This is a genomic window from Marinobacter changyiensis, assembly GCF_009193265.1.
Taxonomy (GTDB): domain Bacteria; phylum Pseudomonadota; class Gammaproteobacteria; order Pseudomonadales; family Oleiphilaceae; genus Marinobacter; species Marinobacter changyiensis.
Window position 1 is genome coordinate 223,593 of the sequence record NZ_VZZZ01000004.1, and the last position, 14,796, is coordinate 238,388.

Annotated in this window: 11 protein-coding genes, 2 tRNA genes and 1 pseudogene; 8 read left to right on the forward strand and 6 right to left on the reverse strand. The window is 54.7% G+C overall.

The window, feature by feature from the left end; genetic code table 11:
• Positions 1-79: 79 nt before the first annotated feature.
• Genes hisS through der form a run of 4 tightly spaced genes read left to right on the forward strand, consistent with a single transcriptional unit; the run spans position 80 to position 4,711 of the window.
• On the forward strand, positions 80-1,363 hold the full coding sequence (gene hisS, locus F6Y09_RS12230; RefSeq protein WP_152207213.1) for a histidine--tRNA ligase: 1,284 nt from the start codon (positions 80-82) through the stop codon (positions 1,361-1,363).
• Between the two features lie 46 nt (positions 1,364-1,409).
• Positions 1,410-2,066, forward strand: coding sequence for a YfgM family protein (locus F6Y09_RS12235; protein ID WP_152207214.1), 657 nt, complete (start codon positions 1,410-1,412; stop codon positions 2,064-2,066).
• Positions 2,066-3,229: an outer membrane protein assembly factor BamB gene (gene bamB / locus F6Y09_RS12240; RefSeq protein WP_152207215.1), complete on the forward strand. Its 1,164-nt coding sequence runs from the start codon at positions 2,066-2,068 to the stop codon at positions 3,227-3,229. Before F6Y09_RS12235 ends, bamB begins: the two co-directional genes overlap by 1 nt.
• Positions 3,230-3,286: 57 nt before the next feature.
• Complete coding sequence (gene der, locus F6Y09_RS12245) at positions 3,287-4,711, forward strand: ribosome biogenesis GTPase Der (protein WP_152207216.1); 1,425 nt, start codon at positions 3,287-3,289, stop codon at positions 4,709-4,711.
• 6 nt (positions 4,712-4,717) lie between these two features.
• On the opposite strand, the gene pta is transcribed toward der, so the two are convergent.
• From pta to F6Y09_RS12275, 6 genes are all read right to left on the reverse strand, one after another.
• Positions 4,718-6,853: a phosphate acetyltransferase gene (pta, locus tag F6Y09_RS12250; protein ID WP_152207217.1), complete on the reverse strand. Its 2,136-nt coding sequence runs from the start codon at positions 6,851-6,853 to the stop codon at positions 4,718-4,720.
• A gap of 38 nt (positions 6,854-6,891) precedes the next feature.
• Complete coding sequence (locus F6Y09_RS12255; RefSeq protein WP_152207218.1) at positions 6,892-8,085, reverse strand: acetate/propionate family kinase; 1,194 nt, start codon at positions 8,083-8,085, stop codon at positions 6,892-6,894.
• 40 nt (positions 8,086-8,125) lie between these two features.
• The gene (locus F6Y09_RS12260; RefSeq protein WP_152207219.1) at positions 8,126-10,543 is read right to left on the reverse strand and encodes a bifunctional diguanylate cyclase/phosphodiesterase; all 2,418 of its coding nucleotides are present in this window, start codon (positions 10,541-10,543) and stop codon (positions 8,126-8,128) included.
• A gap of 255 nt (positions 10,544-10,798) precedes the next feature.
• Positions 10,799-10,874, reverse strand: a tRNA-Glu gene (locus tag F6Y09_RS12265).
• Between the two features lie 119 nt (positions 10,875-10,993).
• Positions 10,994-11,911, reverse strand: a complete 918-nt coding sequence (locus F6Y09_RS12270; protein WP_152207220.1) for a TIGR01777 family oxidoreductase — start codon at positions 11,909-11,911, stop codon at positions 10,994-10,996.
• Positions 11,912-11,922: 11 nt separating this feature from the next.
• Positions 11,923-12,309, reverse strand: a complete 387-nt coding sequence (locus tag F6Y09_RS12275) for a sirohydrochlorin chelatase (RefSeq protein WP_152207221.1) — start codon at positions 12,307-12,309, stop codon at positions 11,923-11,925.
• A 104-nt stretch (positions 12,310-12,413) separates the two neighbouring features.
• On the opposite strand from F6Y09_RS12275, the gene F6Y09_RS12280 reads away from it, so the two are divergent.
• The 4 genes and pseudogenes from F6Y09_RS12280 to F6Y09_RS20855 all read left to right on the forward strand — a co-directional run.
• Positions 12,414-13,019: a DUF924 family protein gene (locus F6Y09_RS12280; protein ID WP_152207222.1), complete on the forward strand. Its 606-nt coding sequence runs from the start codon at positions 12,414-12,416 to the stop codon at positions 13,017-13,019.
• 129 nt (positions 13,020-13,148) lie between these two features.
• Positions 13,149-13,223 (forward strand) — tRNA-Gly (locus F6Y09_RS12285).
• Positions 13,224-13,398: 175 nt separating this feature from the next.
• On the forward strand, positions 13,399-14,199 hold the full coding sequence (locus F6Y09_RS12290; RefSeq protein WP_152207223.1) for an MOSC domain-containing protein: 801 nt from the start codon (positions 13,399-13,401) through the stop codon (positions 14,197-14,199).
• 68 nt (positions 14,200-14,267) lie between these two features.
• Positions 14,268-14,684: pseudogene (locus tag F6Y09_RS20855) on the forward strand (ATP-binding cassette domain-containing protein); the annotation flags it as partial.
• Positions 14,685-14,796: the final 112 nt, after the last annotated feature.

Below are 14,796 nucleotides of genomic sequence, written 5' to 3' on the forward strand. Positions count from 1 at the left end.
AACCGGGTCCGCAGGGGGCCCGGGGCACGTTTGATAAGCGTCCAAATTCAGCATTTATTAGTAAGGTTAGGGTTCAACGTTGGCAAAAATTCAGGCGATCCGGGGAATGAACGATATCCTCCCCGACCAGACTCCTTTGTGGCAGTTTCTTGAAAACACCGTTCGTCAGGTACTGAGGTCCTATGGTTACCAGGAAATCCGTATGCCGATCGTGGAGCAAACTGAGCTGTTCAAGCGTTCCATTGGTGAAGTGACTGATATTGTTGAAAAGGAAATGTACACCTTTGATGATCGCAACGGCGACAGTTTGACACTTCGTCCGGAAGGTACAGCGGGATGTGTGCGGGCAGGGGAAGAACACGGTCTGCTGTTTAACCAGACCCAGCGGCTGTGGTACACCGGACCGATGTTCCGTCACGAACGTCCGCAAAAGGGTCGCTACCGCCAGTTCCACCAAATTGGTGTGGAATGTTTTGGCATGAGTGGTCCGGATATTGACGCCGAGCTTCTGATCATGACGGCACGCTTGTGGTCTGCTCTTGGCTTGCAGTCCCATACCCGCCTGGAAATAAACTCTATCGGTACCGCCCAGGCCCGCAGGAATTACCGCGAAGCACTCGTTAACTACCTGAGTGACTTCAAGGCGGAGCTGGATTCGGACAGCCTCCGTCGTCTGGAGTCTAACCCGTTACGCATTCTGGATAGTAAGAACCCTGACACCCAGCGCATTCTGGAGAGAGCCCCGGTCCTGGACGCGTTTCTGGATGAGGAATCCATTGCCCACTTTGCTCGCCTAAAGGCCTTGCTTGATGCGGCAGGTGTAGTCTACGCCGTCAACCCGCGCCTCGTCCGAGGCCTTGATTACTATGGCAAAACCGTATTTGAATGGATCACGGACAGTCTTGGTGCCCAGGGCACCGTCTGTGCAGGGGGTCGTTACGATGGTCTGGTAGAACAATTGGGTGGTAAACCCACCCCAGCGGTTGGCTTTGCCATGGGCATTGAAAGAGTAGTGCTGCTGCTGGAGACTCTCGGACTGGTTCCGGATTACGTCACCAACGATGCCGATGTTTATGTAATGGCGATGGGGGATGGTGCGCTTGCCGCTGCCATGGCGCTGAGTGAGGCCATTCGCGCCGACCTTTCGGGTAAAATAGTTGTGATGCACTGCGGTGGTGGAAGCTTCAAGAGTCAAATGAAGAAAGCTGACCGCAGTGGCGCCAGCCTCGCTATCATTGTGGGCGAGAACGAGCTGGCTTCTGGTACCGCATCGGTGAAACCATTGCGATCAGATGAGCCGCAAAAGGCGGTCAACCAGTCCGAATTACCGCGGGTGCTGAGCGAATTTTTCGGCAGCCGCTGACGGCCTGCTTTACAAAAACGAATATTCAGATTTTTCAGGAGTTATTATGGCTGAGTTGCGTAGTGACGAAGAACAGGTTGAAGCGATCAAGAACTGGTGGAAGAAAAATGGCAGCTCACTCCTGATCGGTATTGTAGCGGCACTGGCAATCGTCTTCGGATGGCAGGCCTGGCAAGACAGTCAGGCTGAAAAACGCAGCCTGGCCGCCGCCCAATTCAGCAATCTGGTGAATTCACTCAGCGAAAACAACGACGAAGAGCGTTTAGAAACGGTAGGGTACCTCGCCAAAGAACTTCAGGAAAACTTTGAAAACAGTGCTTATGCCATCTACGCCACATTGATCCTGGCACAGCAACAATTGATGGATCAATCTGATCCCGAAGCGGCGGAAGCCTCGTTGGAATGGGCTCATGCTCGTGTCGAGCAGGGCAGCGCGCTGGAGTTGATCGTCAGAAGCCGGCTCGCCCAGACCCAGTTTGCTGCTGGCAGGCATGATGACGCTCTGGAAACGTTAAATGGAGCGGATGAGACCGGTGAATTCGCCGAGATTTACCTGGAGCTGGAGGGCGACATCCTGTTGGCCAAAGGCGAGCGGGCGGCAGCTGAAGAGGCTTATCGTTCTGCAAGGGAAGCATCGACTAGCGGACAAAATGGCCTCCTGGAGCTCAAATTGTCTGATCTCGCGGCGGGGGAGAACCTTTAATGCCTTTTGGCGCCCACTCAGTTTGGCGTTTTGCTGCTTTCCTGACGCTATCAGCGATGATCGTCGGATGCAGCACCAATGAGCCTTTTGAACAGCCAGATCCGGTGCCGGACGTAGTGGAGTCGGTGGAGTTTGACTATATCTGGACGATGACTGTCGGCGAAGGCCATGATGAACAGCACCTGCACCTGGAGCCGCTCATTCAAGGCGATGTTCTTTTTGCGGCTTCAGCCGATGGCATGTTTGTATCGGTTAATCCCGAGAATGGTGCAGTCAACTGGCGGCAGGAACTGGACCAGGAAATTATGGCCGGTGTAGGGGGGGATCTGGACCAACTGTATCTGGTCTCCCGCGACGCTAAATTGGTTGCTTTTGGCAAGGAAGAGGGCGAGACACGCTGGGAAGTTCGCCTGCCCAATGAGGTTCTGGCGGCGCCGCAGTCCAATGGCTCTATAGTGGTTGTCCAGACCATTGACGGGAAGGTTCTTGCTTTTGATATTGCGAATGGCGAAAAACGCTGGCAGTACGATGGCGTGGTGCCGGTACTTACTCTCCGGGCCACCGCCAAACCCTTGGTGGGCAATGAATTAACCCTGGTATCGTTCGCCAATGGTCAGCTTTTTGCCTTGTCCTCGGAGAACGGCCAGCCCCTTTGGCAATACACCGTCGGTGAATCGAAGGGCCGGACCGAGCTTGAGCGACTGGTAGACGTTGCGAGTCAGCCGTTGGTTCTCGACACCGCCGTGTTGGTCACCGGATATCAGGGTAAACTGGCCGCTGTTGACCTGCGCAACGGCGAGGAAATATGGAGCCGTCGTACCTCCAGCCTTCAAACCCCGGCAATTGCGTATGGCAATATTTTCCTTTCCGAGTCTAATGGCGATGTCGTCGCACTGGAAGGCGCCACGCGCAGAGTCCTTTGGAACCAGGAAAAACTGTCATGGCGTCAGCCGACCCAACCGTTGGTACAAGGTGACTATCTGCTGGTAGGTGATTTTGAAGGTTATATCCATGCACTCTCGTTGCTGGACGGCTCCCTGCAGGGGCAGCTTGAATTTGACGATGAAGGCCTGCGGGTGCCCATGCAACCCTGGCAGGACGGGTTCTTCGTGTACAGCAACGGTGGCCGGCTTTCCCTGCTGGAACTTCGTCAGCGCGATTAAAAATATTCAGACCGGGCCGGAATTTTCGGCCCCGATTTCCTTTGGTAGTGGAACCCTATGACCCCAGTAATTGCCCTGGTTGGCCGACCTAACGTCGGTAAATCAACGCTATTTAATCAAATGACCCGCTCGCGGGATGCGCTGGTTGCTGACTTTCCAGGCTTGACCCGTGACCGCAAATACGGAGAAGGCAATTTCGAAGGCCAGCGATTTATCGTGATTGACACCGGGGGTCTGACGGGCGACGAGCAGGGTCTGGACGCCGAGATGGCGAAGCAATCGGTGTTGGCGATTGAAGAGGCAGATATTGTGCTGTTTCTGGTCGACGGCCGAGCCGGCCTAACCGCCGGTGATGAGCTGATTGCTGACCAAATGCGCCGCACAGGCAAACGGGCGCACTTGGTCGTCAACAAAACCGACGGTATGGATCCGGACATCGCCTGCAGTGATTTTTTCAGTCTGGGTTTTGATTCGGTGTATCAGGTAGCGGCTTCCCACAATCGTGGCATCCGTTCCATGCTGGAAGACCTGCTGCCATCTGCCGAAGATATGGCGGAACAGGACCGTGCCGATCTTTACCCAGGTATTCGAATCGGTATTGTCGGACGTCCCAATGTTGGCAAATCCACATTGGTAAACCGGATGTTGGGCGAAGAGCGCGTTGTGGTCTACGATATGCCCGGAACCACACGTGACAGCGTCTATATCCCGTATGAACGCCATGGGGAACAGTACACGCTGATTGATACGGCGGGCGTTCGTCGCCGGAAGAATGTTCACGAAACCGTTGAAAAGTTTTCGATCATCAAGACCCTGAAAGCGATTGAAGATTCCCATGTTGTAATTCTGGTGCTGGATGCCCGGGAAGGACTGGTGGATCAGGACCTGCATCTGATCGGCTTTGTGCTGGAAGCCGGACGTTCGTTGGTTGTAGCGATCAACAAATGGGATGGTATGGATCCTGATGATAAAGACAAAGTGAAGGAGCAGGTCCGGAGACGGCTGGAGTTCCTCGACTTTGCAGACAAACATTATATTTCGGCCCTGCATGGCTCGAACGTCGGTGTGATGTACGATTCGATCGCCAGTTGTTATGAGTCGACAATGGCCAAATGGCCGACCAACAAACTGACGGTTATTCTCGAAGATGCGGTTTCCCAGCATCAGCCGCCCATGGTTCACAACCATCGCATCAAGCTCCGCTATGCGCACCAGGGTGGTTCAAACCCCCCAATCATTGTAGTTCATGGCAACCAAACGGCATCGTTGCCAGGGGCTTACAAACGTTATCTCGAAAATACTTTCAGGCGTGTCCTTAAAGTCCGGGGTGCCCCTATACGGTTTGAGTTCAAGTCCAGCGAGAATCCTTATGCCAATCGGGTTAACCGTATGACACCCCGACAGAAGGTCAAACAGGATAAAGATATCAAGCAGGGCAAACCGCTTAAAAAGCCAAGGATGAAAAGTAAAAAGAAATTCTAGTGTCCCTTAACAAACGTTGGTTTCGGCCTGCTGGGCCTGAACGGCTGTCAACGCAATGGTAAACACGATGTCTTCCACCATTGCCCCCCGAGACAGGTCATTCACCGGTTTTCTGAGACCCTGCAGCATAGGGCCGACGCTGATAACGTTCGCACTGCGTTGCACGGCTTTATAGGTTGTGTTCCCGGTGTTCAGGTCCGGGAAAATGAAGACTGTCGCCTTACCCGCTACCTTGCTGTCCGGTGCTTTGCTTTTGCCAACATCAGCGTTGGCTGCCGCATCGTATTGCAGAGGGCCGTCGATCAACAGGTCCGGCCGTCGAGCCTGGGCAATCCGGGTGGCTTCCCGCACCTTGTCGACATCCTGCCCGCTACCTGACTCACCGGTGCTGTAGCTGATCATCGCAACAACCGGAGTTACGCCAAACGCCGCGGCTGAATCAGCACTCTGGATAGCGATATCCGCCAACTCGTCCGCATTCGGGTCCGGATTAATGGCACAGTCGCCGTAGACCAGCACCTGCTCGGGCAGCAGCATAAAAAAGACCGACGAAACGACCTTGGCATGATCGTGGGTTTTAATCAGTTGTAAAGCGGGCCTGACGGTATTAGCCGTGGTGTGAACAGCACCGGACACCAGTCCGTCAGCCTCATCCAGGGCCACCATCATGGTGGCGAGTACGACGTTATCTTCCAGCATGGCGGCAGCCATGTCCGGTGCAAGCCCTTTGTGTTTTCTCAGCTCCACCATCGCACTAACGTAATCCCCACGAACCTCCTGCGGGTTAATCACTTCCAGTTCCTCGGGCAGGGTATAGCCATGGGAGCGGGCTACGGTTTCAATGTCACTACGGTCACCTATCAGCACACATTCAGCCAGCTTGCGCTGGTGGCAGATGATGGCCGCTTGCACAATTCGGGGTTCGTTGCCCTCGGGCAAGACGATTCGCTTCGCTGCAGCACGGGCTTTCTCGGATAACTGATAGCGGAATGCCGGTGGTGAGAGCCGCCTCGCGCGCTCAATTTTGAGGTGATTCTGCAACCAATCGGTGTCGATTTCTTTTGCAGCCGCCTCCATACCCTTCTCTATACGAGGCAGGTCATCAGCAGGTACCGCCGTCGGCAAACCTGCCAGCAAACTGGCGGTCTCATAGGTGCTGGTGGAGACATGAAGCACCGGTAAGCCGGTGTTAAACGCACCCTGGCAGGCGTTGAGGGTGCGCTTGTCCGGCAACAGGCCGCCAGTAAACAACAGTCCGGCCAGGGGGACGCCATTGAGGGCTGCCAAAGCTGTCACCACAAGGATGTCTTCCCGGTCTCCGGGAGTCACCACAAGGGTGCCGGGGCCAAGAGTCTCGACCATATTCGGAATGGTGCGGGCGCTGATGGTAACCTTCTGAGCCCTGCGCTCGAGGATCTGGCCTTCATTGAGTACTTCGGCATTGATGCCGCGGGCAATATCCGATACTCGGGGGGCAAGCAACTCTGGCTGCCAGGGAATGGTTCCCAGAAGCCTTAGTGCGCCTTCGCTGAATACATTGCATTCCCGGGCATAGTCAGGGGGTTCGGGAAGAACTTGGGTGCCGGTAAGGGGGGCAAAGGTGGAGCGTACAGGTTCTCCGACCTTATTGAGAATGACGCCAATGACATCCGGGTCTTCGGGATCGGCGAACAGGCGGGCGGAAAAGTCGAGCCATTCGTCAAGTTCGCCGGCACTGCGGTTCTCGGGAGCGCAAACAAGCACTACCTCTGCACCCAGGTTCCTGGCGATCTCGACGTTCAGTCGGGCCGTATATGCCTCAAGACGGTCCGGCGCCAGGCCCTCGATAATAACCACATCAAGATCGTCAGCCGCTTTATGGTAATGGCCGACAATATCTTCCATCAGCATATTGGAATGCTCTTTGTTCAGCAGAGTCTGTGCATGTTGAAGGCTTATGGGAGCGGGCGGTGTCAGGTCGGTCGTGGCCTTGATGAATGCAATAGAGGGGTCTTCATCACCGGTCTTGTCAGAGTACTGCCCAATCGGTTTGTAAAATCCCACGCGCACGCCCACCCTGTCCAGTGCCCGAACGAGGCCAAGGCAAACAGAGGTAAGTCCTGAATTCGGGGCCGTGGGTGCGATAAACAGATTTTTGGCCATGGAGAGGTCCTTTATGTGCCGGGCGTCAGAATTTGAAATCAGTCATGCACGTTTTTGGCGCCCTTGAGGGCAGCCTGTGCGATAACCAGCTCCTCATTGGTAGGGATGACCAGTATCGGGAATCGGCTGGCTGTGGCTTCAATGTGGCCGCCTGAGGCGTCGCCGTGAACTCTGTTCGCCGGAGTATCTATTTTAAAACCCAATAAAAGAAGATGGTCCAGAGTCCGGGCACGGACCCGTTCACTGTTTTCACCTATTCCTCCGGTAAAAACCAATGCGTCGAGCTGTTCCAGTGATGCCATCATGGCGCCGATGTAGCGAGCCAGCCGAAAGCAGAACACATCAAGTGCCTGCTGTGCTGCTTCGCTGCCATCGTCTGCCTGTTCAATAAGGGTGCGCATGTCGTTTGTGATGCCCGAGAGCCCAAGCAAACCACTTTCCTGATTGAGAATGTTATGGACCGTCTCGGCACTGAATCCTTTGCGGCGCAGATAATCGAACAGACCGGGGTCAACATCTCCGCTTCGTGTCCCCATGACCAGGCCCTCCAATGGGGTCAGTCCCATACTGGTGTCGACACTCTTGCCGTTGCGGATCGCCGTGACGCTGCAGCCGTTTCCGAGATGGGCTGAGATAATTGAGGTATCGGCCTCGTGCTTCTGCAGTATACGTGCAGCCTCGGTCAGCATGAATCGATGGCTGGTGCCATGAAAACCGTATCGTCTGACACCATGCTCCATATAAAGATATCGAGGTAGAGCATACAGGTAGGCTACCGGCGGGAGACTCTGGTGAAACGCGGTATCAAACACGGCAATTTGAGGCACATCAGGGAATAGGGACCGGGTGGCTTCAATGCCAGCAAGGCCCACCGGATTGTGGAGCGGCGCCAGATTCTCACATGCCCGTATGCTTTCGATGACGGTGTCGTCGATTAACGCGGGCTGGCTGAAGGTTTCTCCGCCGTGGACCACCCGGTGCCCGATGGCGAGCAGGCCGTTGGTAATGGTGTTGTTTTCGTGGAAGCATTCGATCAACGCCGACAGGGCGTCCGCATGGGTAGCATGCTGGGGGAGAGTCACTTCGGTCCGTCTACCTTTAACACTTGCGCTGGCCCCTGGTTGCCCCAAGCGTTCAGCAATAGCGCTGGCAATGAATTCGCACTTGCTTGAAAAAATCGCCATTTTCAGGGATGAGCTGCCACAGTTAATAACTAGGATGCATCGGTCCATGAGGTTCCTGGTCTGTTATTGGGTTGCTTCAGGATGTCGCTCAGATTTCGCCGCGTTGGTTGGTGCGAATCCAGTTCTCAAACTCACTCTCTGGTGCCGGGCGGCTGTAAAAATAACCTTGAGCGTAATCGCAGCCTTCCTGCTGCAGGAAATGAGTTTGAGTCTCCTCCTCGACACCTTCGGCAATTACTTTCAGTCCGAGACTGTGGGCCATGTTAATAATGGCTTTGACGAGGGAGGCGTCATCCTGTTCGGTCATGATGTCGCGGACAAATGATTTGTCAATCTTGAGGGTGTCAAAAGGGTAGGTTTTAAGATAGCTCAGCGCTGAGAAACCGGTACCGAAATCATCAACGGACAGGCGCACACCTTCGTGATCAAGCCGACGAAGGATGTCCGCCGTTTCAATGGTGTTGTCGAGAATAAGCCGCTCTGTTATCTCCAGTTCCAACTGACGGGGTTCGAGGCCCGAATCCTGGATGGCGCTCATGACGGCTTCTACGAACCCGGGGTCCCTGAACTGCCTCGGGGAGACATTCACCGCAATATTGAGTTTATGCCCTGTGGATTTTTCCCAGCGCACGGCGGCGTTACAGGCTTCGACCAGAACCCATTGTCCGATCGGGGTGATCAGGCCGGTTTCTTCTGCCAATGGAATGAATTTGTCGGGCATGACCATCCCCATGGCGGGGCTGTTCCAGCGAATCAGTGCCTCCGCGCCGGTTAGCAGACCGCTAGCCGTTTCAACGATAGGCTGGTAATAGAGCTCAAACTCATTCAGTTCAAGGGCGCGTCGCATACGGGATTCAATTTGCAATCGCTCGTGGGAGACTTCTTTCATCTCTGGTGCAAACCGCTCATAAGCACTCTTGCCCTTGCTCTTGGCCTGGTACATTGCGGCGTCGGCATGCTGGAGGAGGGTGCCACTGTTGTCGGAATCCGTTGGATAAATGGCGATGCCAATGCTGGTCGTAACAAACACTTCCTGCCCGCCGACAAGATACGGGGGTACAAAGGTATGGAGAATCCGGTCAGCGACCTGCTCAGTAGAGTCCGGCCCTGCCAATCCCGGCAGGATCACCAGGAATTCATCACCCCCCAGGCGCGCTACGGTGCTGGTTCCACGAAGACAGCTGGAGATACGGCGGGCTGCTTCGATCAGGAGGTTATCGCCGGCGTCATGGCCCATGGTGTCGTTGATGTGTTTGAAATTGTCCAGATCCAGGAACATTACGCCAACCAGCGTGTTTTCCCTTCGGGCCTGGGCAAGGGCGAGCTTCAGGCGATCAAGTGCCAGCATCCGGTTCGGCAATCCGGTCAGGATGTCGTAATTTGCCTGGCGAAGCAGTTGCTGCTCGTAGCGCTTACGAATGCTGATGTCTTCACCCAGAATCAGGTAGTGGGTAACTTTGCTTTCTGAATCCTTGATGGGCGTGACAACCACCTGCTCCCAGAAGCGCTCGCCGTTTTTACGGACACTGTTGACCTCGCCCTGCCAAACACCGACACGCTGTACCTGCAGACGAATTGTCTGCCACAGTTGTTTGTTCTCCCGCTGAGTGAAGGGTTCCTCGGTCAGCATGCCCGGGTGCTTGCCCTTGATGTCGGATGCCTGGTGGCCAGTCAGTTGGGAGAACTTTTGATTCACAAACTCGATATGCCATTGCCGGTCGCAGATCAACACTGAAGAAGGGCTTTGTTCTATGGCCATGGACAACTTGCGGATCTGGGCAGCATCCTGTTCTTGTCGTGCAATGTCCTGATTCAGTCGTTCACGCATCTGGTTAATGGCATCGGTAACCTGGGCTAGCTCGTCCCGGAGATTGGTTGGCGTATTCGCGCGATCAAGCTTCAACGGTTCGTCGAGGCTATCCAGTGAAAAGTTCCGGGCATAGGTCGCCATGGCAGAGAGGTGACGGGTCACGAAATACTGGAATATCCACACAATCAGTATAGAAATAAGGAAGGTCTTGAAAAACTGAGTGGTCAGTATGACCAGTACCTTGCGGCGCATGTTGGTATAGATCTCTTCCATGCTGGCAGTGATCGTCAATTCACCAAGGTCATAGCGTGCATCGCCCTCATGGGAGAGAGTAAAGGTGCGTTCTTTGGTGGCAATATCCCGCGGTTTTTCTCCCATGACCAGTTCCGAGTCCGGGAGAATCCGTAATCGGAGATGGATGATGTCAGGTAGGCTGAGGATGCCTTCCATCTGGACCTGAAGCAGTTTTTGATCAAGCGCCCATAAACTGCGGGATAAGCTGCTGGCGTAACTTGTTTCGATAACCGACATGCGCTCGTCAATGAGTGAGACGTCTTTTCGGAAGTCGGTGTAAATCTGGATGCCTGAAGCTACCAGAGTGAACAGTGAACTGAATAGAAGGATGTAAGCCAATAGCCTGAATGACAGCGGCGAGCTGGAACGGAACTGTTGCAAGCGTTTTGACAGTTTCTGCATACTGCGAATTTCAGTCAGCCTGTTTCACCGGAGCCGGTGAGTGTATGGGTCGAAGGTGTCCCGTTGCGTAATTTTGTATACTCTGAACGGCAACAATTAACCGTAGGTTAGGTACCACCGAACTATAGCAGTACTTAACGCCAGACGCTGTTTAACAAGCTGAAAAATTTGAAAAAAAGGAAAGGAGAAGTCTGTAAACAGAAACGCCGGCTCAGAGGCCAGCTAAGGGAGTTGCAGAGTGAACGTTCATGATAGTGGCGTCCCCTAGGGGGTTCGAACCCCTGTTACCGCCGTGAAAGGGCGGTGTCCTAGGCCACTAGACGAAGGGGACGCATCGTTCGAAAACTTGCCTCGTCGAGGTGGCGCGTATAGTAAGTAAGGTACTTTGGGCTGTCAAACCTTTTTGTGAAAAACTTCTGTTACAGGTTGTTTTTTATACAGAACTTCAGTTTATCGAATAGTGTGTTGGCGAGTGGCATCCTCGAGGGCCAGTTTAAGGTCAGGATACTCGAACACAAAACCCTCGGAGGAGAGTCGAGAGGGGATCGCGCGTTGGCCAGTCAGTAACAGGCGCGACATTTCTCCTAGTGCTATTTTAAGTACTGGAGCGGGCGCCGGGAAGATGGCTGGTCGGTGCAGGACCTCTGCCAGGGTATGAGTAAACTCACGATTCGTGACGGGATTGGGACTGACAACGTTGTAAGGGCCTTGGGCTGACTCCCTCTCAAGCATCCAGACCAGTGCACCGACCACGTCGTCACGATGAACCCACGGCATATATTGATTGCCATGCCCAAGGCGACCTCCAAGCCCCAGTTTAAAGGGGGTCAGCATTCGCTGTAGAAAACCACCGCCCGGGCCGGCAACCACCCCGGTTCTGGATAGACAGACCCTGACTCCATCCGCGCTGAGCTCTTGCGCTGCCTGCTCCCAATCCCGGCATAATTGATGAGTAAACTCGTCCTTGGGAGCCGTGTCTTCGGTGACGGGTTCAGATTCCTGCGCCCCATAGAAACCCACCGCGGAGCCGGACACCAGAACAGTCGGGGATTGTTTCCATGAGCGGATGACACTGACGAGTTCAGCGGTGAGGGCTACTCGACTGTCCCGCAATGCTTGTTTACGCTGCGGCGTCCAACGTTTATCCGCTATACCTTCTCCGGCCAGGTTGATCACTGCGCCAAATCCTCTGTGGCCTTTCACCTGATCCAGCGACTGTATCGCCGAGACACGCCCGCACAAGGCCAGGACATCCGGAACTGCTTGCCGACTGAGCACCGTGATGTCGTAGCCTTTGGCGTGTAAAGTGGGGCACAGCCGCTGCCCGATAAACCCGGTTCCACCGGTTATCAGAATGGTTTTACTCATGATGCCTCACTTTAGGATCTTCCTGCGCGAGATGATTTCAGGGTCTCTTCGACCACCGCCCTGATTGCGATCCCGAGTTGCGGGTTCTCACCGACTGGCGGCGCCAGATTGATTTTAACCCCGTGCTCTGACTCCATGGCGCTGATCATTTCAGGGACATCCTTACGGAGGTGCCTGCCCACAGCAAGAAAAAGAGGCATGACGGTAAACTGATTGCAGCCTTGTTTGACAGCATTCGCAACAATGGATGCCATGGAGGGCTCTGCAAGTTCCATGTAGGCAACAATCGAGTCAGGCACAGCGGCAATGGTGGGGGCTGCCAGCTTTTCAAAGGTTTCGCACCACTTTGGATCGCTACTACCATGTGCGAGTAAGATCACTATATGCTGCTCGGACATGAACCCTTTAACTCCCTGGTTACTTGAATTGAGCCGTATGGGCCGCTTCGTCGTTTAATAATTGTAACGCGTTTTGCGCGAGGGAACCCGGAGGTCTACCTGATATGTTCGGATGGCGGGAAATATTGGATTTCTGGTTCGGTGAATTTGATGACATGGGATTGCCTGACGAATTCCACCGTAACCGTTGGTTCCGGTCCAGCAAGGCCTTCGATCAGGAGATTCGCCGCCGGTTTCTTTCCATGACGCTTCTTGCTTCGGAAGGGGGGTTGGCGCATTGGCGCAAGGAATCCGGCGGTACCCTGGCGGAGCTCATTTTACTGGATCAATTTACGCGAAACATCTACAGGGGGACTTCCCTGGCGTTTGGCAATGACAAACTGGCGATCAGGATTTGTAAAGAGGCTATGGAGAAATCCCAGGACCTTGATTTGCCCCCCGTTTGTCGCGGCTTCTTCTATATGCCACTTCAGCATTCCGAACGGCTGGAAGATCATCATATCGCCATTGAACGATACGAGCAGCTAGTGGCGTCCTCTGAAGGAATTTTGAGGGTCTTTCTCGAGAGCTTTCTCCAGTCGGCCCGTGATCATCACGATATCATTGACAAGTTCGGTCGTTTCCCACACCGGAACCACGCCCTGAAGCGACGCTCTTCGGCTGAAGAACAGGCTTATCTCGCGGGGCATGGAAAGCGTTTCGGTCAGTAAACAACCATTGCCCGGGAAGTATTTGGCAGGCGAGGAGCATATTGATGAAATCAGTGTTGCACCGGTTAAACGGGCTACGTATACTCCGTTTCCGTTGTCGAGCTACACCGCCAATCGACAGCCAGAATTGCGGGAATAGCTCAGTGGTAGAGCACAACCTTGCCAAGGTTGGGGTCGCGAGTTCGAATCTCGTTTCCCGCTCCAGATTCCGGAAACCCAGCCCGAAACGGCTGGGTTTTTTCGTTAAGGGTCGACTGCCTGCCACCCAACTGGCGCCCGTTCTCGCGTATACTGCTCGCAAAGGTCGCCGCCATAATGCCAAAAAGCAAATGCGTGCTCCAGACGGATCCATAATCGGACTTGATGAGGCAGGTGAGCCATGCAGGTTCAGTCACTGTACTACTACCCGGTAAAATCGCTTCCCGGCATTAAACTTGAACGCATGGAGCTCGATGATTTCGGTCCCGCGGGCGACCGTCGGTGGATGATTACCGACCAGTTCGGACAGTTTATTACCCAGCGTAATTATCCGGCACTCGCGCGCGTCGGTATTTCCGTGGAGGCTGGAGTGGTGTCGATTGAGGTGCCGGGACAGGGGCGCTTCACGCTCGCTGCCAGTGCCGAAGCCCGTAACGTTATGGTCTGGGAGGACTGGGTTGCCGCCCAACGTGCAGAAGCCGGGCCGGCGGAAGGCCTGAGCAATTTTCTCGGCGTGGCAGTGGATGTGGTCTTTATGACGGAGCTGACTTTTCGCGCTGTCGACCGGGTATGGGTCAGGCAGCGTCGCCGGGTAGGTTTTGCAGACGGGTTTCCTTTTCTCGTCGTTAACCAGGCCTCGCTCGATGAGCTTAACGCCCGTCTTGGGCATAAAGTCGATATCCGCCGGTTCCGCCCCAACATTGTGGTTACAGGCTCTGAGCCCTGGGCCGAAGATCGTTGGCGGACACTGGTAATTGGGTCGGCCAGATTCAACCTGGTGAAGCCCTGTTCCCGTTGCGTGATGACGACAGTGGATCCCGATATGGGCATCAAAGCGGCTGACCAGCAGCCTCTTCGTACCCTTGGGAGCTACCGCCTGCAACCCGGCGGTGTGATATTTGGAATGAACGCACTACACGATGGTGAAGGCCCGATCTCTCCGGGTGATGCCGTATCGATTGATGAATTTGGAGCAAAGTAATAATGCCGTTGTTGACCCTGGATGATCTGTCCCTGTCGTTTGGCCTGCAGCCGTTACTGGATCATGCATCCTTGACGATTGACCCTGGCGAACGGGTCTGTCTGCTGGGCCGGAATGGCGAAGGCAAGTCCACGCTGCTCAAAATTGTCAGTGGAGAGGTTATACCGGATGGGGGCAGGGTTCGGCTGGACGAAGGCGCGGTGCTAGCCGTGTTGCCGCAGAACCTTCCGGCCCAGGATCGGAGAACGGCCTATGAGGTCGTAGCCAGCGCGTTTCCGGAAACGGGCAGCTTGCTGGCACAGTTTCATACGTTGTCGCAATCAGCGGACGAGCGCAGCCTTGACGAGTTGATGAAGGTTCAGGAGCGACTTGAAGCACTGGATGGCTGGCGCCTCGATCAGAAAGTGAACGCTATTCTGGCGCAGTACCGTATCGACCCTGACCAAACCCTGAACACACTGTCTGGCGGCTGGCAGAGACGAGTACTGCTGGCTCGTGCACTGGTTGGCGAACCCCATATCCTGATGCTGGACGAGCCCACCAACCATCTGGATGTGCCAGCAATTGCGTGGCTTGAAGAGGCCCTGAGCCAGTTTC

Coding starts and splice junctions, on each gene's coding strand:
- F6Y09_RS12235 (WP_152207214.1), top strand. CDS start 1,410: ATGGCTGAGTTGCGTAGTGACGAAGAACAGGTTGAAGCGATCAAGAAC.
- bamB (WP_152207215.1), top strand. CDS start 2,066: ATGCCTTTTGGCGCCCACTCAGTTTGGCGTTTTGCTGCTTTCCTGACG.
- der (WP_152207216.1), top strand. CDS start 3,287: ATGACCCCAGTAATTGCCCTGGTTGGCCGACCTAACGTCGGTAAATCA.
- pta (WP_152207217.1), bottom strand. CDS start 6,853: ATGGCCAAAAATCTGTTTATCGCACCCACGGCCCCGAATTCAGGACTT.
- F6Y09_RS12255 (WP_152207218.1), bottom strand. CDS start 8,085: ATGGACCGATGCATCCTAGTTATTAACTGTGGCAGCTCATCCCTGAAA.
- F6Y09_RS12260 (WP_152207219.1), bottom strand. CDS start 10,543: ATGCAGAAACTGTCAAAACGCTTGCAACAGTTCCGTTCCAGCTCGCCG.
- F6Y09_RS12270 (WP_152207220.1), bottom strand. CDS start 11,911: ATGAGTAAAACCATTCTGATAACCGGTGGAACCGGGTTTATCGGGCAG.
- F6Y09_RS12275 (WP_152207221.1), bottom strand. CDS start 12,309: ATGTCCGAGCAGCATATAGTGATCTTACTCGCACATGGTAGTAGCGAT.
- F6Y09_RS12280 (WP_152207222.1), top strand. CDS start 12,414: ATGTTCGGATGGCGGGAAATATTGGATTTCTGGTTCGGTGAATTTGAT.
- F6Y09_RS12290 (WP_152207223.1), top strand. CDS start 13,399: ATGCAGGTTCAGTCACTGTACTACTACCCGGTAAAATCGCTTCCCGGC.